The sequence below is a fragment of the Streptomyces sp. NPDC005803 genome, assembly GCF_040630435.1.
Classification (GTDB): Bacteria; Actinomycetota; Actinomycetes; order Streptomycetales; family Streptomycetaceae; genus Streptomyces.
This window is the reverse complement of record NZ_JBEXXO010000001.1, coordinates 245,868-269,507: the sequence shown is the minus strand read 5'-3', so window position 1 is coordinate 269,507 and position 23,640 is coordinate 245,868. Positions and strand designations below refer to the sequence as shown.

Sequence of the window (23,640 nt, the reverse complement as noted above, 5' to 3'; positions counted from 1 at the left end):
GCAATGGCCCCGCTCGACCGGGGTTTCGCCCCGGATGCCGGGACGAGGCCGTCCGGGGCATCGTCGGATCCGGCACCAGCGCGGCGCCGAGGCCGGGGACGCCCTCACCGCACGCAGCCCGGCTCGGTGCTGCCGCCCTGCCCGCCGGCGACAGGGGCGGGTGCTGCCGCCTGACCCCCTGTCCCGCTACGGACCGGTCCAGATTCCGGACGCTTTCCCTCATGTGCGCATGTTGTATCTATGCTGTGCTCATGCCTGCCCCAGCCGCGTCCCCCGTCCGCCCGCCCGTCAAGCGGCCACCCGCCGCCGAGCGCGTCTACACGCACATCAAGGACGCGGTCCTGGACCGCCGCTACGAGGGCGGGACGCTCCTGACCGAGGGAGACCTCGCCGAGGCCGTGGGGGTGTCCCGCACGCCCGTGCGCGAGGCGCTGCTGCGCCTGGAGGTCGAGGGGCTGATCAAGCTCTACCCGAAGAAGGGCGCCCTGGTGCTCGCCGTCTCCGCGCAGGAGATCGCCGACGTCGTGGAGACCCGGCTGCTCGTCGAGGAGTTCGCCGTGCGCAGGGCCGTGCCCGCGTCGGCGAAGCTGATCGCCCGGCTGGAAGAGCTGCTGGAGGAGCAGCGGCAGATGTCCGAGGCCGGCGATCTGGCCGCCGTCGCGGTGAAGGACCGCTGCTTCCACGCCGAGATCGTCCGCCACGCGGGCAACGAGATCCTGTCCCGCCTCTACGACCAGCTGCGCGACCGTCAGTTGCGGATGGGCGTGGCCGTCATGGAGGCCCACCCGGGCAGGATCGCCGCCAACATCACCGAGCACGGTGAGCTGCTGGAGGCGATCAGGGCCGGTGACGCGGACGGCGCCGCGCACGTCGTGCGCCGCCACGTCAGCCGGGTCAAGGTGCTGGTCAGGGGGGAGGACCGGTGAGTTCCGCCGCTTCCCCCACCCTGTCCCTGCCCGGTGACCCGCCCGGCGGCCGGCGCGCCGCCCGGGTCTGGGGCATCGGTGTCGCCGTCTACTTCGTCGCGATCATCTTCCGCACCAGCCTCGGCGTCGCCGGGCTCGACGCGGCCGACCGCTTCGACGTCAACGCCTCGGCGCTCTCCACGTTCTCCATCCTCCAGCTGCTCGTCTACGCCGGGATGCAGATACCGGTCGGCCTGATGGTCGACCGGCTGGGCACCAAGAAGGTGCTCGCCCTCGGCGCCACCCTGTTCACCCTCGGGCAGCTCGGCTTCGCGCTCTCCCCTACGTACGGCACCGCGCTGGCCTCCCGCGCCCTGCTGGGCTGCGGCGACGCGATGACGTTCATCAGCGTGCTGCGGCTGGGGGCGCGCTGGTTCCCCGCCCGGCGCGGCCCGCTGATCGGACAGGTCGCCGCCCTCTTCGGCATGGCGGGCAACCTGGTCTCGACACTGGTCATCGCCCGGTCCCTGCACGGCTTCGGCTGGACCACCACCTTCGTCGGCAGCTCGCTGGCCGGGGTGCTGGTGCTGGTGCTGCTCCTGCTCTTCCTCAAGGACCACCCCGAGGGGTTCGAGCCGCCGCCCGCCGAGCACGCCGGTGCGACGTACGTGCGCAAGCAGATCGCCGCCGCCTGGCGGGAGCCCGGCACCCGGCTCGGGATGTGGGTGCACTTCACGACGCAGTTCCCGGCCATGGTGTTCCTGCTGCTGTGGGGCCTGCCGTTCCTGGTGGAGGACCAGGGGCTGAGCCGGGGGACGGCGGGGGAGCTGCTCACCCTGGTGGTGCTCTCCAACATGGCGGTCGGCCTGGTCTACGGGCAGGTCATCGCCCGCCACCACGCGGCCCGGATCCCGCTCGCGCTGGGCACGGTCGCGATGACGGCCCTGCTGTGGGCGTCGGCCATCCTGCACCCCGGGGAGCACGCGCCGATGTGGCTGCTGATCACCCTGTGCGTGGTGCTCGGCGCCTGCGGGCCCGCCTCGATGATCGGCTTCGACTTCGCCCGTCCGGCCAACCCGCCGGAGCGCCAGGGCACCGCGTCGGGCATCGTCAACATGGGCGGTTTCGTCGCCTCCATGACCACGCTGTTCGCCGTCGGTGTGCTGCTGGACGCGACGGGCGACAACTACCGCATCGCCTTCGCCTCGGTCTTCGTCCTGGAGGCGCTCGGCGTCGTACAGATCCTGCGGCTGCGCACGAGGGCCGCGCACCGGGAGCGGGAGCACCACGTGATCAGCCGCGTGGAGGCCGTGCACGTGCCGGTGTGACCGCTCGGCGGCGCCGCCCGTCCCCCGCGGGGGCGGGCGCCGCCGTGCGCGGGGGTCACGGGGTGACGGCGAAGCTCCCCAGGATGGCCGCGGCCAGGTCCTGATCGCCCTCGGCCTTGATCCGGTCCGCCACCGCGTTCGGCCGCACCCGTCCGCAGGCGAGGCGGACGTACGTCTCCCAGTCCATCGCCAGGGTGACCGCGGGGCCCAGCGACGGCGCACCGTCGACCGAACCGCGCCCGTCGGCGTCGACCCTGACCGTGCGCAGGAACTCCACCGGCCCGTGCACATCCAGCACGACCGCCGAGTTGGGCGGGGCGCCCGCGTCCTTGGCCACGACCTTCGGCAGCGCCAGGAGCAGCGTGTCCCGGACGATCGCGGCTCCGGGGGAATCCAGGTTGCCGGGCTTGCCCAGCGCCGTCCGCAGATCCTGCTCGTGCACCCAGACGTCGAAGGCGCGCATCCGCAGCGCCACTTCGAGGGTCTGCTCCGCGCCGAGCGGCGCCCGCGTCATGGTCTCCGGGTCGCGCGTCTCGTTGCGCAGCTGACGGGACCGGCGGATGATCGTGTACTCCAGCTCGGACGTCATCTCCGGCGCGGTGTGGTGCCGGCGCACGTCGACCTGCATCTCCATGTAGCGGGCGATGTCGCTCTGCACGTGGAAGAGATCGCGCGGCAGTGTGTGGATGGGGCGCGGGTCGCCGAGCTGCTCGCACTCCATGCCGATGATGTGCGAGACGATGTCGCGGACCGACCAGTTGGGGCAGGGCGTGCGGCCGTTCCACTCCCCCTCGGTGAGCGGGTTCACCAGCTCGGCTATCGACTCGATGGAGTGGGTCCAGGCGTCGGCGTAGGTCTGGAGGCTGGGATGGACGGTCACGGGACCCCTCGTGCGGTTCTGCGGTGCATGGGCTGGAGAGCTGGGCGCGGACGGCGGGCTGCGAGCGGCGATGAGGTTCGGTGGCTAAGTTACGCTGCGGGCAGGCACCCCGGCAGTGCTTTCGTGTGACGATCGTAGGCCCGTGTTGACGGCTCGAATGCCAGGACGGTGGTAGTGTGCGCGCCTCCCTCATCCAGATCGCAGTAGACCCGGACGAATCCGTCAACACCCGCAGGGAACGCGCGGCTTCACTCGTCGTGGCCCAGCGGGGCGCGGACCTGGTGGTCCTGCCCGAACTCTGGCCGGTCGGGGCCTTCGCCTACACGGCCTTCGAGGACGAGGCCGAACCGCTGCACGGCCCCACGCACGAGGTGATGGCCAAGGCCGCCGCCGAGGCCGGGGTCTGGCTGCACGCGGGGTCCTTCGTCGAGCGGGCCGCCGACGGCACCCTCTACAACACCACGCTCGTCTTCACGCCCGAGGGCGAGCGGGCCGCCGCGTACCGCAAGATCCACCGCTTCGGGTTCGACAGGGGCGAGGCGGTCATGATGGGCGCCGGCGAGACGCTGGTGACGCTGGCCCTGCCGCAGACCACGCTCGGCCTCGCCACCTGCTACGACCTGCGCTTCCCCGAGATGTTCCGCGGCCTGGTCGACGCGGGCGCCGAGACCCTGGTGGTCGCGGCCGGCTGGCCGGAGCGCCGCCGCGCCCACTGGACGCTGCTCGCCCAGGCCCGGGCCGTGGAGAACCAGGCGTACGTGCTGGCCGTCGGCTCCTCCGGCACCCACGCCGGCGTCCCCCAGGCGGGGCACAGCATCGTCGTCGACCCCTGGGGGGAGGTGCTCGCGGAGGCGGGCGCGGACGAGGAGGTGCTGACCGTGGAGTTCGACCCGGCCAGGGTCGCCACCACCCGGGAGCAGTTTCCCGCGCTCAAGGACCGCCGACTGGGGCTCGTCCCACCGTCGATCCCGGGCTGACCCGAAGGCGGCCCCTGTTTCACGTGAAACAGCGGCCGTCACTCCTCGGTCCTCCGTCGCTCCTCAGTCCTCGTGCTCCTTCTCCGCCAGCACGATCACGCACACCGCCACCGCGATCAGCAGCCCCGCATCGGCGTCCTCGCGCACGATGTCGATCCCGTACGTGTCCCGGACGGTCAGCCAGCGGCGCGAGATCTGGGCCAGCAGCTCCCCGTCGTAGTCCACCGCGAACTCGCGGTCCAGGATCTTGCCGCTGACATCAAGCTCGGTCCCGTCCACCAGCGTCACCCGGTAGTGGTTGCGCAGCAGCGACAGCCGCTTCCGCTTGACCTTCGCGAGCTGCTCGCCGTCCCGCTCGATCAGCATCGTGTCGCGCAGGCTGAGCAGCTTCTGCTTGATCTCGACGACGATCCGGCCCTCCGCGTCCTTCAGCTCGAAGGTGTCACGCATCCGCATGGCCTTGCCGTCGACGAGGAAGACCTTGCGGCCGTCCGCGTCCTCGATCCAGTAGTCGTCACCGATGCCGAACAGGCGCTCACGCACGAGAAGTCTCATGGCTCACAGGTTCCCCGAGCCCCCGGTGGAATGTGGGAACGCCACGGTGCTGTTGACTCTTCACATGGCAACACGTGCGCGCGTCAGGGCCCCCGAACTGATCGGCAAGGGCGGCTGGCTCAATACAGGCGACCGGCAGTACACCCTCGCTGACCTGCGAGGACGCATTGTGATTCTGGACTTTTGGACGTTCTGCTGTGTGAACTGTCTGCATGTCCTCGATGAGCTGCGCGAGCTGGAGGAGAAGCACCGCGACACCGTGGTGATAATCGGCGTGCACTCGCCGAAGTTCGTCCACGAGGCGGAGCACCAGGCCGTCGTCGACGCCGTCGAGCGGTACGAGGTCCACCACCCGGTGCTCGACGACCCCGAGCTCGCCACCTGGAAGCAGTACGCCGTACGCGCCTGGCCGACGCTCGTCGTCGTGGACCCCGAGGGCTATGTCGTCGCGCAGCACGCCGGCGAGGGCCACGCCCACGCCATAGAGAAGCTGGTCGAGGAGCTGGAGGCCGAGCACGCGGCGAAGGGCACCCTGCGCCGCGGCGACGGCCCGTACGTGGCGCCCGAGCCGGTGGCCACGCATCTGCGGTTCCCCGGCAAGGCCCTGCTGCTGGCCGACGGGGGCTTCCTGGTCTCCGACACCACCCGCCACCGCCTGGTCGAGCTGGACGCGGACGGTGAGAGCGTCCGCCGCCACTTCGGGTCCGGCGAGCGCGGGCTCGTGGACGGCGGCCCCAGGGAGGTCAGGTTCAGCGAGCCGCAGGGGCTGGCGCTGCTGCCCGACGGGCGGATCGCCGTCGCCGACACGGTCAACCACGCGATCCGCGCACTCGACCTCACGACCGGTCTGACCACCACGCTCGCGGGCACCGGCCGCCAGTGGTGGCAGGGCGCGCCCACCAGTGGCGCCGGCCACGAGGTCGACCTCTCCTCGCCGTGGGACGTCGCCTGGTTCGACGGCCGGCTGTGGATCGCCATGGCGGGCGTGCACCAGCTGTGGACGTACGACCCCGAGGACGGCACCGTCCGGGTCGCGGCCGGCACCACCAACGAAGGACTCGTCGACGGTCCGGGTGCGGAGGCCTGGTTCGCCCAGCCGTCCGGGCTCGCGGCGACGCAGGAGCGCCTGTGGGTCGCCGACTCGGAGACGTCCGCACTGCGTTACGTCGACCGCCAGGGCGTCGTGCACACCGCCGTCGGCACCGGGCTCTTCGACTTCGGCCACCGCGACGGGGCCGCCGGACAGGCACTGCTCCAGCACCCGCTGGGCGTCACCGCCCTGCCCGACGGGTCCGTCGCCGTCTGCGACACGTACAACCACGCCCTGCGCCGCTACGACCCGGTGAGCGACGAGGTCACCACCCTCGCCACGGATCTGCGCGAGCCCAGTGACGCCGTGCTCGTCGACGGCGATCTCGTGGTCGTCGAGTCCGCCCGGCACCGGCTGACCCGGCTGCGGCTGCCCGAGGAGGCGGTACGGGTCGCGGACCAGGCGCACCGGACCCAGCGCGCGGCGACCGGGATCGCCCCGGGCACGCTCCGGCTCGACGTCGTCTTCCAGGCGCCCGCCGGTCAGAAGCTGGACACCCGGTACGGGCCCTCCACCCGGCTGCTGGTCTCCTCGACCCCGCCGGAGCTGCTGGCCGGGGGCGAAGGGGCGGGCACCGACCTCTTCCGCGACCTGGTCCTCGCCGACGGCGTCACCGAGGGCGTCCTGCACGTGTCCGCGATGGCCGCGTCCTGCGACGACGACCCGGCGAACGAGTACCCGGCCTGCCACGTCCACCAGCAGGACTGGGGCGTCCCCGTCACGGTGACCGCCGACGGGGCCTCGCGGCTGCCGCTGGTGCTCGCCGGGATGGACGAGCAGGGCTGAGAGGCCGACGGGTGACTCCCGGCCGCCCCCCGACCGCCGCTGCGAGCGCGGACGCGGCGGGGCGGGGCGGGCGGGGGCGGCCCCGGGTGCCACGCGATCACCCCGCGCCGGCCCCGCCCGGTGGCGGCCCCGGCGCGGGGTGACGTGCGCCGCCCGTCTCCGAAGCGGGGAGCCGGCCGGGGCGCGGCCGGCTCCGGCGCCCGCCCCGCCCGGGTTCACCCGTCGTCGGCGAGCCGCCGGACCGCTTCCTCGTACCGCCGCACGTAATCCGGCGCCGCGGTCACCCGCAGCAGGGCCTCCAGGGCCCGTACCGCGCCCTCGTCGTAGCCGACGCGCTCGGCCTCCGTGGCCGCCAGATCCAGCAGCCGGACGCCTTCGTCCTCCGCGCCCAGGGCGAGCTGCGCCTCGCCGCTCACGGTCGTCAGCAGCACCCGGCGGCCGGCCTCCTCGTGCTCCGGGCCCAGATCGAAGGCCGCACGGGCGGAGTCCAGGGCGTCCTGGGGGCGCCCCGCGGCCAGTTGCATCCGGGCGAGGTGCTGGAGAGCGAGCATCCCGGTGTGCGGGTCGGCTTCCTTCCTGGCCAGCTCCAGGGCCCGGCCGCAGCCCTCCAGCGCCACGTCGAGACCGCCCTGTTCGGCCTGGACGATGGCCAGGTTGACCAGCGCCGTCGCCTCACCGAGCCGGTCCCCCGCCTGTCGGGCCAGTCCCGGCGAGGGCTCCAGCAGGGCCGCGGCCTCCGCGGTCCTGCCCTCTTCCGACAGCACCCAGCCCAGCAGATTGCGCACCCGGGACTCGGCGTACGGATCCCTGCGCGCGGCCGTCGCGGCCAGGGCCAGTTCCAGCATCGGGACCCAGCCGTCCCGCGCCCGCCACACCACGTGGGGCCACTGGAGCAGGATGATCCGCCAGGCCCGGTCCTCCAGTCCGGCGGCGCGGGCGGCGGCGGCGGCCAGGGCGAGGTCGTCGCGCTCGGCCGCCAGCCAGTCCATCGCCGCGGCCCGGTCGGTGAAGTCCCGCACGGCGGCGGGCCGGCAAAAGCCGTCCGGCAGGACGAAACAGGGCTCACCCCCGGGTTCGGCGGTGTCCGCGGCGGCGAGCGCGGTGGCGATGTAGTGGTCGAGCACGCCGGTGAGCGCGGCGGTTCCGGCCTCGGGGTCGAGCCCGCGGGCGTAGAGCCGCACCAGATCGTGCAGTATCCAGCGCCCGGGTCCGGCCTCGGTGACCAGGTGGGCGGCGGCGAGCCGCTCCAGCGCGGCCTCGGCGACGACAGGGTCGCTGCCGGCGAGGGCGGCGGCCGTGTACGGGTCGAAGCGGCTGCCCGGGTGGTGGCCGAGCCGGGCGAAGTGGTGGACGGCGTCCGGCGGCAGCTGCTGCACGGTCAGCCGCAGCGCGGCGGAGACCCCGGTGTCCTCCACCGCGAGGTACGACAACCGGCTGCGCTCGTCGGCCAGTTCGTCCGCCAGGCCGGCGAGCGTCCACTGCGGGCGGCCCGCCAGCCGGGCCGCCGTCACCCGCAGGGCGAGGGGCAGTCCGCCGCAGAGCTCGGCGAGCCGCCGCGCCGCCACCGGTTCGGCGGCGACCCGCTCCTCGCCCAGCACCCCGGCCAGGAGCGCGGTGCCGTCCGGCGGTTCGAGCACGTCCAGCGGGACGGGCACCGCGGCGTCGGAGGCGATGAGCCCCTCCAGCCGGTGCCGGCTGGTGATCAGCGTGACGCAGTCCGTGCCGCCCGGCAGCAGCTGCCTGACCTGGGCGGAGTCCCGGGCGTTGTCGAGGACGACGAGCAGGCTGAGCCGGTCGGTCAGCGAGCGGAACAGCGCCGCGGCGCCGGCGACGGACTCCGGGACCCGCCGGGGCGCGACGCCGAGTGCGAGCAGGAACTCGCGCAGGACTTCGAGAGGGGTCGGCTCGCCGGTGTCGCTGAAGCCGCGCAGGTCGGCGTAGAGCCGCCCGTCCGGGAAGGCGGCGGGGGACCGGCGGGCCCAGTGCAGGGCCAGCGCGGTCTTGCCCACTCCGGCAGGGCCGGTGACCAGGCAGACGGGGGCCTCGCCCGCCGCGGCCCGGGAGAGCGCGACGAGTTCGGGGCCGCGCCCGTGGAAGCCCCGGGGAGCGCGTGGCAGGAGGTCGGTGGGGTGCGCCCCGGCGCCCGGGTGCGGCGGCGGTGGGACGCGGGGGGAGCGGGGCGGCGCGGCGGCACTCACCCCGGCGAGCACCTGGACGGTTCCGGCGCCCCCAGCCGGATGGGGCGGGGCGGCGGCGCCGGCCACGCCGTGCGGGCCGGGTCCGCCGTGGGCCGGGGACGGCTGCGGGGCCTCCGCCCCGGGCGCCGGGCGGGGACCGGCCAGGGTCTGGCCCCCGCGTCCGGTGGCTCCCGGCTCGGCCGGGGAGCGGTCACCCGCGGGGTCCGGATCGCCGCGCAGGATCTGCGCGTACGCGTCGGCCAGCTCGCGCCCCGGGTCGATGCCCAGCTCGTCGGCGAGCAGCCGCCGGGTGCGGTGGAACCAGTCCAGCGCCTCGGACTGACGCCCCGACCGGTACAGCGCCGTCATCAGGGCGGCCGCCAGCGACTCCCGCATCGGATGGGCGACGGCCTCCGCCCGCAGCACCGCCGCCGCGCGGTGGTGCTCCCCCAGCACGGCGTAGGCCCGCGCCAGTTGCTCGACCGTCGCCAGCCGGGACTCCTCCAGCGCCTGCGCGGCCGCCTGGAGGGGTGCGCTGGCGTACGTACCGGTGAGCGCGGGCCCCTGCCACAGCGACAGGGCCTCCTTCAGCATGAGCACCGTGTCGGCCGGGCTGCGCTGCTCCCGGGCCAGCATCAGCAGTTCCTCGAACCGCTGGGAGTCCAGCAGGGTCTCCGGCGCCCGCAGCACGTACGCGTCGCCGAGCGTGGCCAGCTCGACCCCGTACGCCTCCGCGTCCGCACCCATCAACAGGGCGCGCAGCCGGGAGACATGGCCCTGGATGACGGTGCGGGCGTGCAGGGGCGGGGAGTCGTCCCACAGGCAGTCCGTCAACCGGGCCATCGAGACGGGCGTGTTGGCGCGCAGCAGCAGTGCGGCGAGCAGGCTGCGGCGCTTGGCGGGGCCGAGCGGCAGCGGCCCGGTCAGCGTGTCGACGCAAACCGTGCCGAGCAACCGGAACTCCACGAGCGGCTCCCCTTCCGGGTCGGGTGCGCCCGGTGCCGGGTCACGGACAAGTGCCCAGAATATCGGGGATTGCGAGGTGCCGGCGAAGGGGTGCGCCCGGTGGGCGGGGCGCGCCCGCTCAGGTCACAGCCGCCGTTCGTCGTCGGACACCACGGTGGTGGTGGGCGGCACGACCATGCGTCGCCTGCGCATGACGCTCGCGTAGACGAAGACGCCGATGACGCCGACGACCATCATGATCCAGCCGACCATGCCGACGTTGACGGTGTCCATGTGCCAGTCGGTCGCGAAGGCGAGAATCGCCCCTGCACCGATGAGGAGAATGCACCCTCCGAGTCCCATGAGTTCCGCCTCCCTGAGGCCCGGGAACTCCGGGCCGTGTACGGAGCGCGTACCCGGCCCGGCGGCGTACATGCATGGGCGTCCGGCGGCTCAGCCCGCCAGGAACGACGCCAGCGCGGTCGCCAGCAGGTGCGGGTCGTCGGCTCCGCACAGCTCGCGCGCGCTGTGCATGGACAGGATGGCCACGCCGATGTCGATCGTCTGGATGCCGTGCCGGGCGGCGGTGATCGGGCCGATCGTCGTGCCGCACGGCATGGAGTTGTTGGAGACGAACGTCTGCCACGGCACGCCCGCCTTCTCGCACGCCGCGGCGAACACGGCCCGGCCGCCGCCGTCGGTGGCGTACCGCATGTTGACGTTGACCTTGAGGATCGGCCCGCCGTTGACGACCGGGTGGTGCGTCGGGTCGTGGCGCTCCGCGTAGTTGGGGTGGATCGCGTGTCCGGTGTCCGAGGAGAGGCAGACGGTGCCGGCGAAGGCGCGCGCACGGTCCTCGTACGTACCGCCGCGGGCGAACACCGAGCGCTCCAGGACCGTGCCGAGCAGCGGGCCGTCCGCGCCGGTGTCGGACTGCGAGCCGTTCTCCTCGTGGTCGAAGGCGGCCAGCACCGGGATGTAGGGGAGCTCGGAGTCGGGCTGTCCGGCGACGGCGGCGAGCGCCGCGGTCGCCGCGTGCACCGACAGCAGGTTGTCCATGCGCGGACCGGCCACCAGCTCGCGGTCGCGGCCCAGGTAGGACGGCGCCTCGACGGGGTGCGGCATGAGGTCCCAGCCCGCGATGTCCTCGGCGTCGACCCCCGCCTCCCCGGCGACGAAGCGGATGAGGTCGCCCTCCTCGACGTCGCCGAGGCCCCAGAGCGGCTGCATGTGCTTCTGACGGTCGAGCTTGAGCCCGTCGGTGTTGGCCGACCGGTCCAGGTGCACGGCCAGCTGCGGCACGCGCAGCAGCGGCCGGTCGATGTCGACCAGCCGGTGCGTGCCGTCGCGCAGCGTGATCCGGCCCGCGAGGCCGAGGTCGCGGTCCAGCCAGGTGTTGAGGAGGGTGCCGCCGTAGATCTCCACGGCGATCTGCCGCCAGCCGTAGGCGCCGGTGTCGGGCAGCGGCTTCACCCGCAGGTTCGGCGAGTCGGTGTGCGCGCCGACGATCCGGAACGGGGTGTGCGCGGCGGCGCCCTCCGGCACGTACCAGGCCACGATCGCGCCGCCGCGCACGACGTACTTCCCGCCGGTGGTTCCGTCCCAGGCCGCCGTCTCCTCGACCTGCCGGAAACCGGCCTTCTCCAGCCTCGCCGCGGCGCTCGCCACAGCGTGGTACGGCGAGGGAGCGGACATCAGGAAGGCCATCAGGTCGTCGGTGTGGCCGCGGTCGAAGAGGAGGGAGGAACTCATGTTCTTCACTGTAACCAGGCGCGGGCCGGGAGATTCACCGTCGCCCCCCGGGAGCCCCGCGGCCGCATGCGGCCACACCCGGGCAGTGCCGCGGACGGCTCCTCGCCGCTCCGCGCCCGCGGGGCCCGTGCGGCGGACATCGCCGTGGCCGCCGGCGGTCGCCGTCCTTCCACGAGCGGGACCCCGGCGCGTCGTCCTAGCGGCCCCGGCCCCTACGACAGCACCGCCACCCGAAGCGTGCCCGGGTGGCGGTGCGTGCCGGCGATTCAGGTCGCGAAGGGCCTTAGAACGCGGCCTCGTCCAGCTCCATCAGGGAGTTGTCGACGGCCTCGGCGAGCGCGCGCTCCGCGCCGACGCCCGGCAGGATGTTCGCGGCGAAGAACTTCGCGGCGGCGATCTTGCCCTGGTAGAAGGCGACGTCCTTCGGGGCGGCGGTCGGCAGCTTCTCGGCGGCCACGGCCGCGCCCCTGAGCAGCAGGTAACCGACGACGACGTCACCGGAGGCCAGCAGCAGACGGGTCGAGTTGAGGCCGACCTTGTAGATGTTCTTGACGTCCTCGCCGGTCGCGGTGAGGTCGGTGATCATCGTGCCGACGATCGCCTCCAGGTCCACGGCCGCCTTCGCGAGGTGGTCCAGCGCACCGGCCAGCTCCTCGTGGTCCTGGGCGCCCGCGAGGAACTTCTTGATCTCCTCGGAGAGCGCGTTGAGCGAGGCGCCCTGGTCACGGACGATCTTCCGGAAGAAGAAGTCCTGGCCCTGGATGGCCGTCGTGCCCTCGTAGAGGGTGTCGATCTTGGCGTCGCGGATGTACTGCTCGATCGGGTACTCCTGGAGGTACCCGGAGCCGCCGAACGTCTGGAGCGACTGCGCCAGCTGCTCGTACGACTTCTCCGAGCCGTAGCCCTTCACGATCGGGAGCAGCAGGTCGTTGAGACCGTGCAGCGCCTTCGCGTCCTCGCCCGCGGCTTCCTTCTCCTGGATCGCGTCCTGGACGGAGGCGGTGTACAGCACGAGCGAGCGCATGCCCTCGGCGTACGCCTTCTGCGTCATGAGCGAGCGGCGCACGTCGGGGTGGTGCGTGATGGTGACCTTGGGGGCCGTCTTGTCCATGAACTGCGACAGGTCGGTTCCCTGGACGCGCTCCTTGGCGTACTCCAGCGCGTTGAGGTAGCCCGTGGAGAGCGTGGCGATGGCCTTCGTGCCGACCATCATGCGGGCGAACTCGATGATGCGGAACATCTGGCGGATGCCGTCGTGCTTGTCGCCGACCAGCCAGCCCTTGGCGGGGTGCCGGTCGCCGAACGTCATCTCGCAGGTGTTGGACGCCTTGAGGCCCATCTTGTGCTCGACGTTGGTCGCGTACACGCCGTTGCGCTCGGCCAGCTCGCCGGTGGTCCAGTCGAAGTGGAACTTCGGGACCATGAAGAGGGAGAGGCCCTTGGTGCCGGGGCCCGCGCCCTCGGGGCGCGCCAGCACGTAGTGGAGGATGTTCTCGGACATGTCGTGCTCGCCCGAGGTGATGAAGCGCTTCACGCCCTCGATGTGCCAGGAGCCGTCCTCCTGCTCGACGGCCTTCGTGCGGCCGGCGCCGACGTCGGAGCCGGCGTCCGGCTCGGTCAGCACCATCGTCGAGCCCCACTGCTTCTCGACGGCGATCTCGGCGATCTTCTTCTGCGCCTCGTTGCCCTCGTCGAAGAGGATGCCGGCGAACGCCGGGCCGGAGGAGTACATCCACACGGCCGGGTTGGCGCCGAGCAGCAGCTCCGCGTAGCCCCAGATCAGGGAGCGCGGCGACGTGGTGCCGCCGATCTCCTCGGGCAGGCCCAGGCGCCAGTACTCGGAGTCCATGAAGGCCTGGTAGGACTTCTTGAAGGTGTCCGGGACCGGTGCCGTGTTGGTCTCCGGGTCGAAGACCGGCGGGTTGCGGTCGGCGTCGGCGTAGGAGTCGGCGAGCTCGTTCTCCGCGAGGCGGGCGACCTCGTCGAGGATGCTCTTCGCGGTCTCGACGTCCATCTCCGCGAACGGTCCGGTGCCGTACAGCTTGTCGCGCCCGAGGACCTCGAAGAGGTTGAACTCGATGTCGCGGAGATTCGACTTGTAGTGCCCCATGGGAAGGCTCCGTAATCAATAGCAGTGGCGCGCAGCGCCCCGTGGAGGGGTGAGATCGGGCGACGGGCTGGCGGATACCGGTCTGCCGCGCCGCCGGGGACCTGGCAGGACCCGGACGTGTCAGCTGACCTGTCCGATGATGCTACCCGTCAGTAATAAGACGCAACCCCTCAACGGGCAGATGTGTCCGATTACTCTTTGCCCCATGTACGGCTACGACCAGAACCAGGGCGCACAGCAGCCGATGGGTGGCGGCTACGGCGAGCAGCCGCTGTATCCCGAACCCTCGCCGCCCTCGCTGGGCGACGCGGTACGGGCGTTCACCACCGGCTCCCTGTCCGCCGAGGACTTCCAGCAGATCTTCGCGACGTCGAAGGTCTACTGCCCGCGCGGCGACAATCCGGGATTCCTCGCGCTGCACAACACCCAGCAGCCCGTGATCCCGATGTTCACCACGCTCAAGGAGCTGAGGCTGTACGCGGGCAAGGAGTCCAAGTACTTCGTGATCACCGGGGCCGAGGTGATCGACCTGCTGCCGACGGGCTACGGCTTCGTCCTGGACATGGAGGGCGAGCACCGCATGGTCTTCGACGCCAAGGCCGTCGAGCAGATGGTCGACTTCGCCATGCGCCGCATGTACGGCTGAGGCCGTCGGCCGACCCGCCCGGAAGGGGCCCGTACCGCTCGGTACGGGCCCCTTCCGGCTGTCGGGAACGGTGCGGGAATGGATGACGCCTTGCAAGATGTTCACCATTCAACTAAATTGATTCCAGAACAGTCCCCCGGAGGTGGCTCCCATGCCCGCAGTGACCGTCGAAAACCCGCTGACCCTGCCCAAGGTGGCCGCCGCCGGCGACGCCACGGCCCGTCCCGTACTCACCGTGACCACGGCGCCGACCGGGTTCGAGGGTGAGGGCTTCCCGGTCCGCCGCGCCTTCGCGGGGATCAACTACCGGCACCTCGACCCGTTCATCATGATGGACCAGATGGGTGAGGTGGAGTACGCCGCCGGAGAGCCGAAGGGCACCCCGTGGCACCCCCACCGCGGCTTCGAGACCGTGACCTACCTGATCGACGGCACCTTCGTCCACCAGGACTCCAACGGTGGCGGCGGCACCATCCAGAACGGCGACACCCAGTGGATGACCGCCGGGTCCGGGCTGCTGCACATCGAGGCCCCGCCGGAGTCCCTCGTCATGTCGGGCGGCCTCTTCCACGGCCTCCAGCTCTGGGTGAACCTGCCCAAGGCCGACAAGATGATGGCCCCGCGCTACCAGGACATCCGAGGCGGCCAGGTCCAGCTGCTCGCCTCCCCGGACGGCGGCGCGCTGCTCCGGGTGATCGCCGGCGAGCTCGACGGCCACGAGGGCCCGGGCGTCACCCACACCCCCATCACGATGATCCACGCCACCGTGCGCCCCGGCGCCGAGGTGACGCTGCCGTGGCGCGAGGACTTCAACGGCCTCGCGTACGTGCTCGCCGGCCGCGGCTCCGTCGGCGAGGAGCGCCGTCCCGTCCACAAGGGCCAGACCGCCGTGTTCGGCGCCGGCTCCTCGCTGACCGTCCGCGCGGACGAGAAGCAGGACGGCAACACCCCGGACCTGGAGGTCGTGCTGCTCGGCGGCCGTCCCATCCGGGAGCCGATGGCGCACTACGGGCCGTTCGTGATGAACAGCCAGGCCGAACTGAAGCAGGCCTTCGAGGACTTCCAGGCCGGCCGCCTCGGCACCGTGCCCGCCGTCCACGGAATGTGAGCCGCGCAGCCGCCGTATGACGGGCCGTCGCTCGTACGGCGGCACGGGCGGGACACCGCCCCCGCCGCGTGATCGGGTGGGAGGGTGCAGACCCAGAAGCCCCTCCTGCCCGCCGGTGCGCGTCGCCTGGCCGCCTGGTGCGGCGTCCTTTTGCTGGTCACCGGTGTCGCCGCCGTGGTCATCTGGCTCTGCGTCGCCCTCAAGACCGCCGTCACCCCCGTGCTGCTCGCGCTGCTCGGTACGGCGCTGCTCGGCCCGGTCCACCGCCGGCTGACCGCGCACGGGGTGAACCGCTCGGTGGCCGCCGGGTTCACCTGCGTCCTCCTCGTCGCGGTGGTCGGCGGCGCCGGATACATCGTGGTCACCGCGCTCATCGACACCGGGGACCAGATCGTCCGGTCGCTGAAGGACGCCGGTCAGTGGGTCGCCGACCACTTCGGGGTCGCGGGGAACACGAACGTGGACGATCTGGCCGCGAACGGCAAGAAGCTCGTCGACAAGTTCGGCGCGAGCGCCGCGGGCGGGCTCCTGACCGGCCTCAGCCTGGTCGGATCGCTGATCGCCACGAGCGTGCTCGCGCTCCTGCTGACCTTCTTCTTCCTGCGCGACTCCGACCGGGCCGCGCACCTCGCGCACCGCATCGCGCCGCGCGGAGCCGGCGACCTGATCGAGGCGATGGGCCGGCGGGCGTTCGAGGCCGTCGAGGGCTTCATGCGCGGGACGACGCTCATCGCGCTCATCGACGCGGTCTGCATCACGACCGGCCTGCTGATCCTGCGGGTGCCCGGCGCGGTGGGGCTGGGCGCGCTGGTCCTGGTCGGCGCCTACATCCCGTACCTCGGCGCCTTCATCTCGGGTGCCGTGGCGGTCCTGGTGGCGCTCGCGGACCGGGGCTTCGTGATCGCGCTCTGGGTACTCGGGGTCGTGTTCGCCGTGCAGCTGCTGGAGGGCCACATCCTGCAGCCGGTCATCCAGAGCCGTACGGTCCAGATGCACCCCGCCACGATCATGATCGCGCTGACGGCGGGGGCGAGCGTGGCGGGCCTGCTGGGGATGCTGCTCGCGGTCCCGGTGTGCGCGGCGGCCTTCGGCATCCTCGGCGAACTGCGCGAGGGCCACCTGCCGCCCGTGGACCCCGCCTCCGACACGCCGCCGGGACAGCCCGGCCCCTGAGCACGCGCCCCACGCCCCGGGACCACGGCGTTCCCGCCCGGGCCCGCCCTGCGTACCGTCCGGCGTCCGCCCGCGACGCCTCGCCCCGGGCGCGGCGCTACGGTCGCGGCTCCGGGTCCGCCGACTCGTACAGCTCGAACCAGATCGACTTTCCCTCGCCCCGCGGATCCACCCCCCACGCGTCGGCGAGCACCTCCATCAGGACCAGGCCCCGGCCGCTGGACGCCATCTCGCCGGGCCGCCGCTTGTGCGGCAGTTCGTCGCTGCCGTCGGCCACCTCTACCCGCAGCCGCCGCTCGCCGTGCTCACCGGTCGCCTCCGCGACCATGAACGCGTCGCCGTCCGTGTGGACCAGCACGTTCGTGGCCATCTCGGACACCATCAGCACGGCCGAGTCGACCTGCTCCGGGTCCGCCCAGTCGTGCAGGATCTCGCGCAGCAGCGTCCGGGCCGCGGCGATCCGCTCCGGCTCGGCCTGGGCGATGGTCAGCGCGGTCCGCCGGGGCGCGGGCGGGTGCGCCGTGGAGGCCTCGCGCCGCAGCAGCAGGACGGCGATGTCGTCCTCGCGCCGGTCGGCGAGCGGCCCGGTCGTGTAGTGCGAGGCCGGACCGTGGACCGCCTCTACCAGCGCGTCGGCGAGCTTCTCCAGATCGCCGGTGTGCCGCTCCAGGACCGGCCGGAGCCGGACCCAGCCGGTGGCCAGGTCGTGCCCGCCGGTCTCGATCAGCCCGTCCGTGCACAGCATGATCGTTTCTCCGGCCTCCAGCGTGATCCGGGTCGTCGGATAGTCCGCGTCGGCCTCGATGCCGAGCGGCAGCCCGCCCTCGGTCCGGCGGATGACGGCGGTCCCGTCGCCGGTCATCACCACGGGATCGGGGTGGCCGGCCCGCGCGATGTCGAGGGTGCCGGTGCCCGGGTCCGCCTCCGCGTACAGACAGGTCGCGAAGCGCACCCCCGGCTGCTCGCCGTCCTCGTGGGCTTCGGTGAGCCCGGACAGGAAGCGCGAGGCGCGCGAGAGCACCGCGTCCGGGCGGTGCCCCTCGGAGGCGTACGCGCGCAGGGCGATCCGCAACTGGCCCATCAGCCCCGCGGCCCGCACGTCATGCCCCTGGACGTCGCCGATGACGAGGGCGATGCGGCCGTTGGGGAGCGGGATCATGTCGTACCAGTCGCCGCCGACCTGGAGGCCGCCCCCGGTGGGGACGTAGCGGGCGGCCACCGTCATGCCGGGGATGTCGGGTCCCAGGGACGGCATCATCGAGCGCTGGAGCCCCAGCGACAGCTCGCGCTCCGTCTCGGCGACCCCCGCCCTGGCGAGCGCCTGGGCGAGCATCCGGGCCACGGTCGTCAGCACCGACCGCTCGTCCGGCGAGAACGCCACCGGATGCCGGAACCCGGCCATCCAGGTCCCCATCGTGCGTCCCGCCACGATCAGCGGCAGGAAGGCCCAGGAACGGCGCCCGAACCGCCGGGCCAGCGGCCAGGTGGCCGGGTAGCGGTCGCGGTAGTCGTCGGCCGTCGGGATGTAGACCGCCCGTCCGGTCCGTACGACCTCCGCCGCCGGGTAGTCGGTCTCCAGCGGCATCTCGCTGAACGGGCCCTCGTCGCCCATGGCGTGCCCGTGGTGCCCGATGATCGTCAGCCGTTCGCCCTCGACCCCGAAGACCGCGAGACCGTCCGGCGAGAACCCGGGCATGGAGAGCGAGGACGCCACCCGCAGCACCTCCGCCGTCGAGCGGGCCTCCGCCAGGGCGCGGCCCGCGTCGAGCAGGAACGCCTCGCGCGACCGCCGCCAGTCGCCGGTGATCGGGGTGTGCGCCCCGGTGGTGCCGGGCTGCGGTTCGGCGACCTCCTGCACCGTGCCGACCAGCACGTATCCCGACTCGGAGCCCACCTCGGGCAGGATCGGCCGGGACCGGCTGCGTACGGTCCGCAGCACCCGTCCGCCCTCGTCCACGATCCGCAGCCGGGCCTCGGCGAGTGTCCCCTCGGCCACCGCGAGGTTCACCACCCCGTTGATCTCGTTCCAGTCGACGGGGTGGAAGCGCGAGCGCACCTCCGACTCGCGGAAGACGCTGTGCTCGGCGGGCAGCTCCAGCAGCCGGGCCGCCTCGGCGTCGAGCGTGACGGTGCCGGCTCCGTTGTCCCAGCGCCACAGGCCGGTCGCGAGGGCGGCCAGAACATCCTCGGTGCGCATTGCCCCACTTTAGACCGATCAGTATTCACGGGGCAGCGCCGACGGCCCGCTGACGATCTTGCTGCGGAGCATGACAATGAAGCGGTCCGGTCGCGGGCGGTAGCCTGGGGTGCTGAATCATCCCCAACCGCGAAGACTGGATGAACGACGATGCATCGGTACAGGTCCCACACCTGCGGCGAGCTCCGCGCCTCTGACGTCGGCACCGACGTCCGGCTGAGCGGCTGGCTGCACAATCGCCGAGACCTGGGTGGCATCCTCTTCATCGATCTGCGCGACCACTACGGTCTGGTGCAGCTCGTCGCCCGTCCCGGCACCCCCGGCAACGACGCCCTGGCGAAGCTGACGAAGGAGACCGTCGTACGGATCGACGGCAAGGTCTCCGCCCGCGGCGCCGACAACGTCAACCCGGAGCTGCCGACCGGCGAGATCGAGATCGAGGTGACCGAGGTCGAGGTGCTGGGCCAGGCCGCCCCGCTGCCCTTCACGATCAACGCGGAGGACGGGGTCAACGAGGAGCGGCGCCTGGAGTACCGCTTCCTCGACCTGCGCCGCGAGCGCATGCACCGCAACATCATGCTGCGCTCGTCCGTCATCGCCTCCATCCGCTCCAAGATGGTGGCCCTCGGCTTCAACGAGATGGCGACCCCGATCCTCGCCGCGACCTCCCCCGAGGGCGCCCGTGACTTCGTGGTCCCGTCCCGCCTGAACCCGGGCAAGTTCTACGCCCTGCCCCAGGCGCCGCAGCAGTTCAAGCAGCTGCTGATGATCTCCGGCTTCGACCGCTACTTCCAGATCGCGCCGTGCTTCCGCGACGAGGACGCCCGCGCCGACCGTTCGCCCGGCGAGTTCTACCAGCTCGACGTCGAGATGTCGTTCGTCGAGCAGGAGGACGTCTTCCAGCCGATCGAGAAGCTCATGATCGAGCTCTTCGAGGAGTTCGGCAACGGCCGCCACGTCACCTCCCCGTTCCCCCGCATCCCGTTCCGCGAGTCGATGCTGAAGTACGGCAACGACAAGCCGGACCTGCGGGCCAAGCTGGAGCTGGTCGACATCTCCGACGTCTTCGCGGACTCGGAGTTCAAGGCCTTCGCCGGCAAGCACGTCCGCGCCCTCCCGGTGCCGGACACCGCGGGCCAGTCGCGGAAGTTCTTCGACGGCCTCGGTGCGTACGCGGTCGAGCACGGCGCCAAGGGCCTCGCCTGGGTCCGCGTCGGCGAGGACGGCACGCTGGCGGGCCCGATCGCCAAGTTCCTCACCGAGGCGGACGTCAAGAGCCTCACCGAGCGTCTGTCCCTCGTGCCCGGCCACGCCGTCTTCTTCGGCGCGGGCGAGTTCGACGAGGTCTCCAAGATCATGTCCGTCGTCCGCGTCGAGGCCGCCAAGCGCGCCGGCCACTTCGAGGAGGGCGTCTTCCGCTTCTGCTGGATCGTCGACTTCCCGATGTACGAGAAGGACGAGGACACCGGCAAGATCGACTTCTCGCACAACCCGTTCTCCATGCCCCAGGGCGGCATGAAGGACCTGGAGGAGAAGGACCCGCTCGACATCCTGGCGTGGCAGTACGACATCGTCTGCAACGGCATCGAGCTGTCCTCCGGCGCCATCCGTAACCACGAGCCCGAGGTCATGCTGAAGGCCTTCGAGATCGCCGGTTACGAGGCGGAGACCGTCGAGCGGGAGTTCGCGGGCATGCTGCGCGCGTTCCGCCTGGGCGCCCCGCCGCACGGCGGCATCGCCCCGGGCGTCGACCGCATCGTGATGCTGCTGGCCGACGAGCCCAACATCCGCGAGACGATCGCCTTCCCGCTCAACGGCAACGCCCAGGACCTGATGATGGGCGCCCCGAGCGAGCTGGACGAGACCCGGCTGCGCGAGCTGAACATCCAGCTCCGCAAGCCGGTCGCCTCCTCGAAGGACGCCTCCGAGAAGTAGCCCGACGCGCTCACCGGCGCGCTCCACCGGGTTTCACGTGAAACAGCCCCTGGCCCACCGGCCGGGGGCTCTTTCACGTCCGGGGCCCCCGGTGGGGCGGGAAGTGCGGCTCGCGTCGCGTCCCGCCGCGATGCCCGGAGGCGCGCACACAGGGCCGCGCGCATACAAGTAGACGAATCACCCGAACGGTGAGACCCGGATGGCGGCAGTGCCGGATTGGCGGGCTTCGACTGCGGCAAAGACTGCCTGGGCCGACCCTGGCGCACAGCGGACCCGGGCCCGGGTCCGCAGAGCCCGCACCCGGCCACCTACCGCTGAGGAGCCCTCCGTGCCCGTGCCCCGATCGCGCGTTCCGCTGCGCCTGCCGTTCGTCGTCTGCGCCGCCCTCCTGCTGCTGCTGGCCGGGTGCGGGGCCGGCTCCCTCGCCGGCATGGACGGGAGCGGCGCCACCACGAAGGCCACGGGCGCCCGCGGCGTGGCGGGACCGCCCGGGGCAGCCGACGCACCCGCGCGGGCCCGGGCCGCCGTGCCGCCGGCCCCCTCACCGCCCGCCCCGCCGCGGGAGATCCCGGGGCTGGGGCCGCAGACCCGGGCACGGATTCCGGCCGGGACCCGCCAGGCGTTCGTCGTCACCGGCCGGTCCCCGGACTCCAACCGCTCCACCGCCGTGCTCTACACCCGGGACGACCCCGCCACGGGCTGGCGGGCCGCTCTGGCTCCCTGGCCCGCCCACAACGCCCTCAACGGCTGGACGGCCGAGCACTGGGAGGGGGATCTGCGCTCGCCCGTCGGCGTCTTCACCCTGACCGCGGCGGGCGGCCGCCTCGAGCCGCCGGCCACGGCCTTCCCGTACGACCTCAGCCCGGACTTCAAGGTGGAGGGGGAGGGCTTCCGCGGGGAACCGCTGGAGGGCTCCTTCGACTACGTCATCGCCATCGACTACAACCGCGTCCCCGGCACCTCCCCGCTGGACCACACCCGCCCCCTCGGCGAGGAGCGCGGCGGTGGCATCTGGATCCACGTCGACCACGGCGGCCCCACCCAGGGCTGCGTCTCGATCACCGAGGACCGGATGAAGGAGCTGCTGGGAGTGCTCGACCCGGCGAGGGAGCCCGTCATCGTGATGGGGGACGCGGCGTCGCTCAGCCGGTGAGCGACCGCGCGTCCGGCCGGCGCGGGACACGCGGAAGGGGCGGGACCGTCGCGCGGTCCCGCCCCTTCGCCGTACGCGGACCCGCTACGCGGGTCCCGCCCCTTCGCCGTACGCGGACCCGCTACGCGGGCTTCTCCTCCAGGCGCGGGAACAGCACCGCACCCTTCGTCACCGTCGCGCCCGCCGGCAGCCGGCCCCACGTGCCGGCGTCCTGCACGAGCTGGTCGGACAGCGCGCCCAGGGACTCCTCGGCGCCCAGCGACTCCCACAGCTGCTGCGAGGTCTCCGGCATGACGGGGTTCAGCAGGACCGCGACACCCCGCAGCGCCTCGGCGGCCGTGTACAGGATGGTCGCGAGGCGGGCCTTGCCCTCCGGCGACTCGTCCTTGGCGACCTTCCACGGCTCCTGCTCCGTGATGTAGCCGTTGACCTGCTTCACGAAGTCGAAGACGGCCAGGATGCCGCCCTGGAAGTCCAGCTCCTCGCCGATCTTCCGGTCGGCCGTGGCGACGGCCTTGGCCAGCCCCGCCTGGACGGCCTGCTCGGCCTCGCCCGAGGCCGCGGCCCCGGGGAGCGCGCCGCCGTAGTACTTGCCGACCATGGCGGCCAGGCGCGAGGCCAGGTTGCCGTAGTCGTTGGCGAGCTCGGAGGTGTAGCGGGCGGTGAAGTCCTCCCACGAGAACGAGCCGTCGCTGCCGTACGCGATGGCCCGCAGGAAGTACCAGCGGTAGGCGTCCACGCCGAAGTGCGAGGTCAGGTCCTGCGGCTTGATGCCCGTCAGGTTCGACTTCGACATCTTCTCGCCGCCGACCATCAGCCAGCCGTTGGCGACGACCTTGCCGGGAAGCGGCAGGCCCTGCGCCATCAGCATCGCCGGCCAGATGACCGAGTGGAAGCGCAGGATGTCCTTGCCGATCAGGTGCACGTTCGCCGGGAACGTACCGTCGAACTTCTCCTGGTTGGCGCCGTAGCCGACCGCCGTCGCGTAGTTGAGCAGCGCGTCGACCCACACGTAGATGACGTGCTTGTCGTCCCACGGCACCGGGACGCCCCAGTCGAAGGTCGAGCGGGAGATCGACAGGTCCTGCAGGCCCCGCTTGACGAAGTTCACGATCTCGTTGCGCGCGGACTCCGGCTGGACGAAGCCGGGGTTGGCCGCGTAGAACTCCAGCAGCTTCGGGCCGTACTCGCTGAGCTTGAAGAAGTAGTTCTCCTCCTTGAGGATCTCCACCGGCTTCTTGTGGACCGCGCACAGCTTGACGCCGGCCTCGTCCTCGATGAGGTCGCCGGGGAGTTTGTACTCCTCGCAGCCCACGCAGTAAGGGCCCTCGTAGCCGCCCTTGTAGATCTCGCCCTTGTCGTACAGGTCCTGCACGAACTCCTGCACACGGTCGGTGTGCCGCTTCTCCGTCGTGCGGATGAAGTCGTCGTTCGCGATGTTCAGGTGCTCCCAGAGGGGCTTCCAGGCCTCCTCGACGAGCTTGTCGCACCACGCCTGGGGCGTGACGTCGTTCGCCTCGGCCGTGCGCATGATCTTCTGACCGTGCTCGTCCGTGCCGGTGAGGTACCACACCTTCTCGCCGCGCTGGCGGTGCCAGCGGGTGAGCACGTCGCCTGCGACGGTCGTGTAGGCGTGGCCCAGGTGAGGAGCGTCGTTGACGTAGTAAATGGGGGTCGAGACGTAGAACGCCTTCGCCGCCTGCTTCTCGGATCCAGTGGCCGCCATGGTCGAAATCCTAACGGTCCGTGGGAGATCCACTCACACCGATAAACCCGGCGGCGTCGCGGGGAGCTTTGCGAAACATCCCGTGCCGTGGCGAAGACGCATCCTGGGAGGGAGTGGACACGCGTGCACGAGGCCGTGGGCCTGGCTCGGGTGGTCGCGGAGGAGGCGGGGCGGCACCCGGGGGTGGTCGCCGATGC

17 protein-coding genes are annotated in these 23,640 nt (G+C 72.2%); 9 read left to right on the top strand and 8 right to left on the bottom strand.

All coding sequences use genetic code 11. The features are described 5' to 3' along the window. Window positions 1–251: 251 nt before the first annotated feature. Window positions 252–926, top strand: a complete 675-nt coding sequence (locus ABZ454_RS01230) for a GntR family transcriptional regulator (RefSeq protein WP_359535485.1) — start codon at window positions 252–254, stop codon at window positions 924–926. Continuing rightward, window positions 923–2,233, top strand: a complete 1,311-nt coding sequence (locus ABZ454_RS01225) for an MFS transporter (RefSeq protein WP_359535484.1) — start codon at window positions 923–925, stop codon at window positions 2,231–2,233. Before ABZ454_RS01230 ends, ABZ454_RS01225 begins: the two co-directional genes overlap by 4 nt. A 55-nt stretch (window positions 2,234–2,288) precedes the next feature. Here the strand turns inward: ABZ454_RS01225 and ABZ454_RS01220 are convergent, their stop codons facing one another. Beyond that, window positions 2,289–3,113, bottom strand: coding sequence for a maleylpyruvate isomerase family mycothiol-dependent enzyme (locus ABZ454_RS01220; protein WP_356323378.1), 825 nt, complete (start codon window positions 3,111–3,113; stop codon window positions 2,289–2,291). 176 nt (window positions 3,114–3,289) lie between these two features. Between ABZ454_RS01220 and ABZ454_RS01215 the strand changes: the two genes are divergently transcribed. Continuing rightward, entirely contained in the window at window positions 3,290–4,090 is an 801-nt protein-coding gene (locus ABZ454_RS01215; protein ID WP_359535481.1) for a carbon-nitrogen family hydrolase, read from the top strand. Between the two features lie 63 nt (window positions 4,091–4,153). Here the strand turns inward: ABZ454_RS01215 and ABZ454_RS01210 are convergent, their stop codons facing one another. Further along, the gene (locus ABZ454_RS01210) at window positions 4,154–4,645 is read right to left on the bottom strand and encodes an LURP-one-related family protein (RefSeq protein WP_356323374.1); all 492 of its coding nucleotides are present in this window, start codon (window positions 4,643–4,645) and stop codon (window positions 4,154–4,156) included. Between the two features lie 64 nt (window positions 4,646–4,709). Here ABZ454_RS01210 and ABZ454_RS01205 point away from each other — a divergent pair, with 64 nt between their 5' ends. Then, the gene (locus ABZ454_RS01205) at window positions 4,710–6,521 is read left to right on the top strand and encodes an NHL domain-containing thioredoxin family protein (protein ID WP_359535477.1); all 1,812 of its coding nucleotides are present in this window, start codon (window positions 4,710–4,712) and stop codon (window positions 6,519–6,521) included. A gap of 215 nt (window positions 6,522–6,736) precedes the next feature. Here ABZ454_RS01205 and ABZ454_RS01200 read toward each other — a convergent pair whose 3' ends face one another. From ABZ454_RS01200 to ABZ454_RS01185, 4 genes are all read right to left on the bottom strand, one after another. Continuing rightward, window positions 6,737–9,664 (bottom strand): BTAD domain-containing putative transcriptional regulator, encoded by a 2,928-nt coding sequence (locus tag ABZ454_RS01200; RefSeq protein ID WP_359535476.1) that lies wholly within the window; start codon window positions 9,662–9,664, stop codon window positions 6,737–6,739. A gap of 123 nt (window positions 9,665–9,787) precedes the next feature. Continuing rightward, a complete protein-coding gene (locus ABZ454_RS01195; protein ID WP_359535474.1) occupies window positions 9,788–10,006 on the bottom strand; it encodes a DUF6458 family protein in 219 nt (72 codons plus the stop codon). A 90-nt stretch (window positions 10,007–10,096) separates the two neighbouring features. Further along, the gene (locus tag ABZ454_RS01190; protein WP_356323365.1) at window positions 10,097–11,395 is read right to left on the bottom strand and encodes a M18 family aminopeptidase; all 1,299 of its coding nucleotides are present in this window, start codon (window positions 11,393–11,395) and stop codon (window positions 10,097–10,099) included. A 283-nt stretch (window positions 11,396–11,678) separates the two neighbouring features. Further along, window positions 11,679–13,505 (bottom strand): acyl-CoA dehydrogenase, encoded by a 1,827-nt coding sequence (locus tag ABZ454_RS01185; protein ID WP_356323363.1) that lies wholly within the window; start codon window positions 13,503–13,505, stop codon window positions 11,679–11,681. A gap of 205 nt (window positions 13,506–13,710) precedes the next feature. Between ABZ454_RS01185 and ABZ454_RS01180 the strand changes: the two genes are divergently transcribed. The 3 genes from ABZ454_RS01180 to ABZ454_RS01170 all read left to right on the top strand — a co-directional run bounded on the left by ABZ454_RS01180 (window position 13,711) and on the right by ABZ454_RS01170 (window position 16,432). Then, a complete protein-coding gene (locus ABZ454_RS01180; RefSeq protein WP_136207169.1) occupies window positions 13,711–14,151 on the top strand; it encodes an SseB family protein in 441 nt (146 codons plus the stop codon). Between the two features lie 151 nt (window positions 14,152–14,302). Beyond that, window positions 14,303–15,259: a pirin family protein gene (locus ABZ454_RS01175; RefSeq protein ID WP_356323361.1), complete on the top strand. Its 957-nt coding sequence runs from the start codon at window positions 14,303–14,305 to the stop codon at window positions 15,257–15,259. Between the two features lie 84 nt (window positions 15,260–15,343). Further along, window positions 15,344–16,432 carry an AI-2E family transporter gene (locus ABZ454_RS01170; protein WP_359535470.1) on the top strand — a complete coding sequence of 363 codons (1,089 nt, stop codon included), beginning with the start codon at window positions 15,344–15,346 and terminating at the stop codon, window positions 16,430–16,432. Window positions 16,433–16,529: 97 nt separating this feature from the next. Here the strand turns inward: ABZ454_RS01170 and ABZ454_RS01165 are convergent, their stop codons facing one another. Then, a complete protein-coding gene (locus tag ABZ454_RS01165; protein ID WP_359535467.1) occupies window positions 16,530–18,629 on the bottom strand; it encodes a SpoIIE family protein phosphatase in 2,100 nt (699 codons plus the stop codon). A 150-nt stretch (window positions 18,630–18,779) separates the two neighbouring features. Here ABZ454_RS01165 and aspS point away from each other — a divergent pair, with 150 nt between their 5' ends. Beyond that, complete coding sequence (gene aspS, locus ABZ454_RS01160; protein WP_359535465.1) at window positions 18,780–20,564, top strand: aspartate--tRNA ligase; 1,785 nt, start codon at window positions 18,780–18,782, stop codon at window positions 20,562–20,564. A gap of 328 nt (window positions 20,565–20,892) precedes the next feature. After that, window positions 20,893–21,717 (top strand): L,D-transpeptidase family protein, encoded by an 825-nt coding sequence (locus ABZ454_RS01155; RefSeq protein ID WP_356323353.1) that lies wholly within the window; start codon window positions 20,893–20,895, stop codon window positions 21,715–21,717. Between the two features lie 121 nt (window positions 21,718–21,838). Here the strand turns inward: ABZ454_RS01155 and metG are convergent, their stop codons facing one another. After that, window positions 21,839–23,443, bottom strand: a complete 1,605-nt coding sequence (metG, locus tag ABZ454_RS01150; protein WP_359535462.1) for a methionine--tRNA ligase — start codon at window positions 23,441–23,443, stop codon at window positions 21,839–21,841. Window positions 23,444–23,640 lie beyond the last annotated feature (197 nt).

Excerpts from the sequence above, each read along its gene's own strand:
- aspS (WP_359535465.1), top strand. The coding sequence starts at position 18,780 with ATGCATCGGTACAGGTCCCACACCTGCGGCGAGCTCCGCGCCTCTGAC.
- ABZ454_RS01190 (WP_356323365.1), bottom strand. The coding sequence starts at position 11,395 with ATGAGTTCCTCCCTCCTCTTCGACCGCGGCCACACCGACGACCTGATG.
- ABZ454_RS01165 (WP_359535467.1), bottom strand. The coding sequence starts at position 18,629 with ATGCGCACCGAGGATGTTCTGGCCGCCCTCGCGACCGGCCTGTGGCGC.
- ABZ454_RS01175 (WP_356323361.1), top strand. The coding sequence starts at position 14,303 with ATGCCCGCAGTGACCGTCGAAAACCCGCTGACCCTGCCCAAGGTGGCC.
- ABZ454_RS01205 (WP_359535477.1), top strand. The coding sequence starts at position 4,710 with ATGGCAACACGTGCGCGCGTCAGGGCCCCCGAACTGATCGGCAAGGGC.
- ABZ454_RS01185 (WP_356323363.1), bottom strand. The coding sequence starts at position 13,505 with ATGGGGCACTACAAGTCGAATCTCCGCGACATCGAGTTCAACCTCTTC.
- ABZ454_RS01230 (WP_359535485.1), top strand. The coding sequence starts at position 252 with ATGCCTGCCCCAGCCGCGTCCCCCGTCCGCCCGCCCGTCAAGCGGCCA.
- ABZ454_RS01180 (WP_136207169.1), top strand. The coding sequence starts at position 13,711 with ATGTACGGCTACGACCAGAACCAGGGCGCACAGCAGCCGATGGGTGGC.
- ABZ454_RS01195 (WP_359535474.1), bottom strand. The coding sequence starts at position 10,006 with ATGGGACTCGGAGGGTGCATTCTCCTCATCGGTGCAGGGGCGATTCTC.
- ABZ454_RS01210 (WP_356323374.1), bottom strand. The coding sequence starts at position 4,645 with ATGAGACTTCTCGTGCGTGAGCGCCTGTTCGGCATCGGTGACGACTAC.
- metG (WP_359535462.1), bottom strand. The coding sequence starts at position 23,443 with ATGGCGGCCACTGGATCCGAGAAGCAGGCGGCGAAGGCGTTCTACGTC.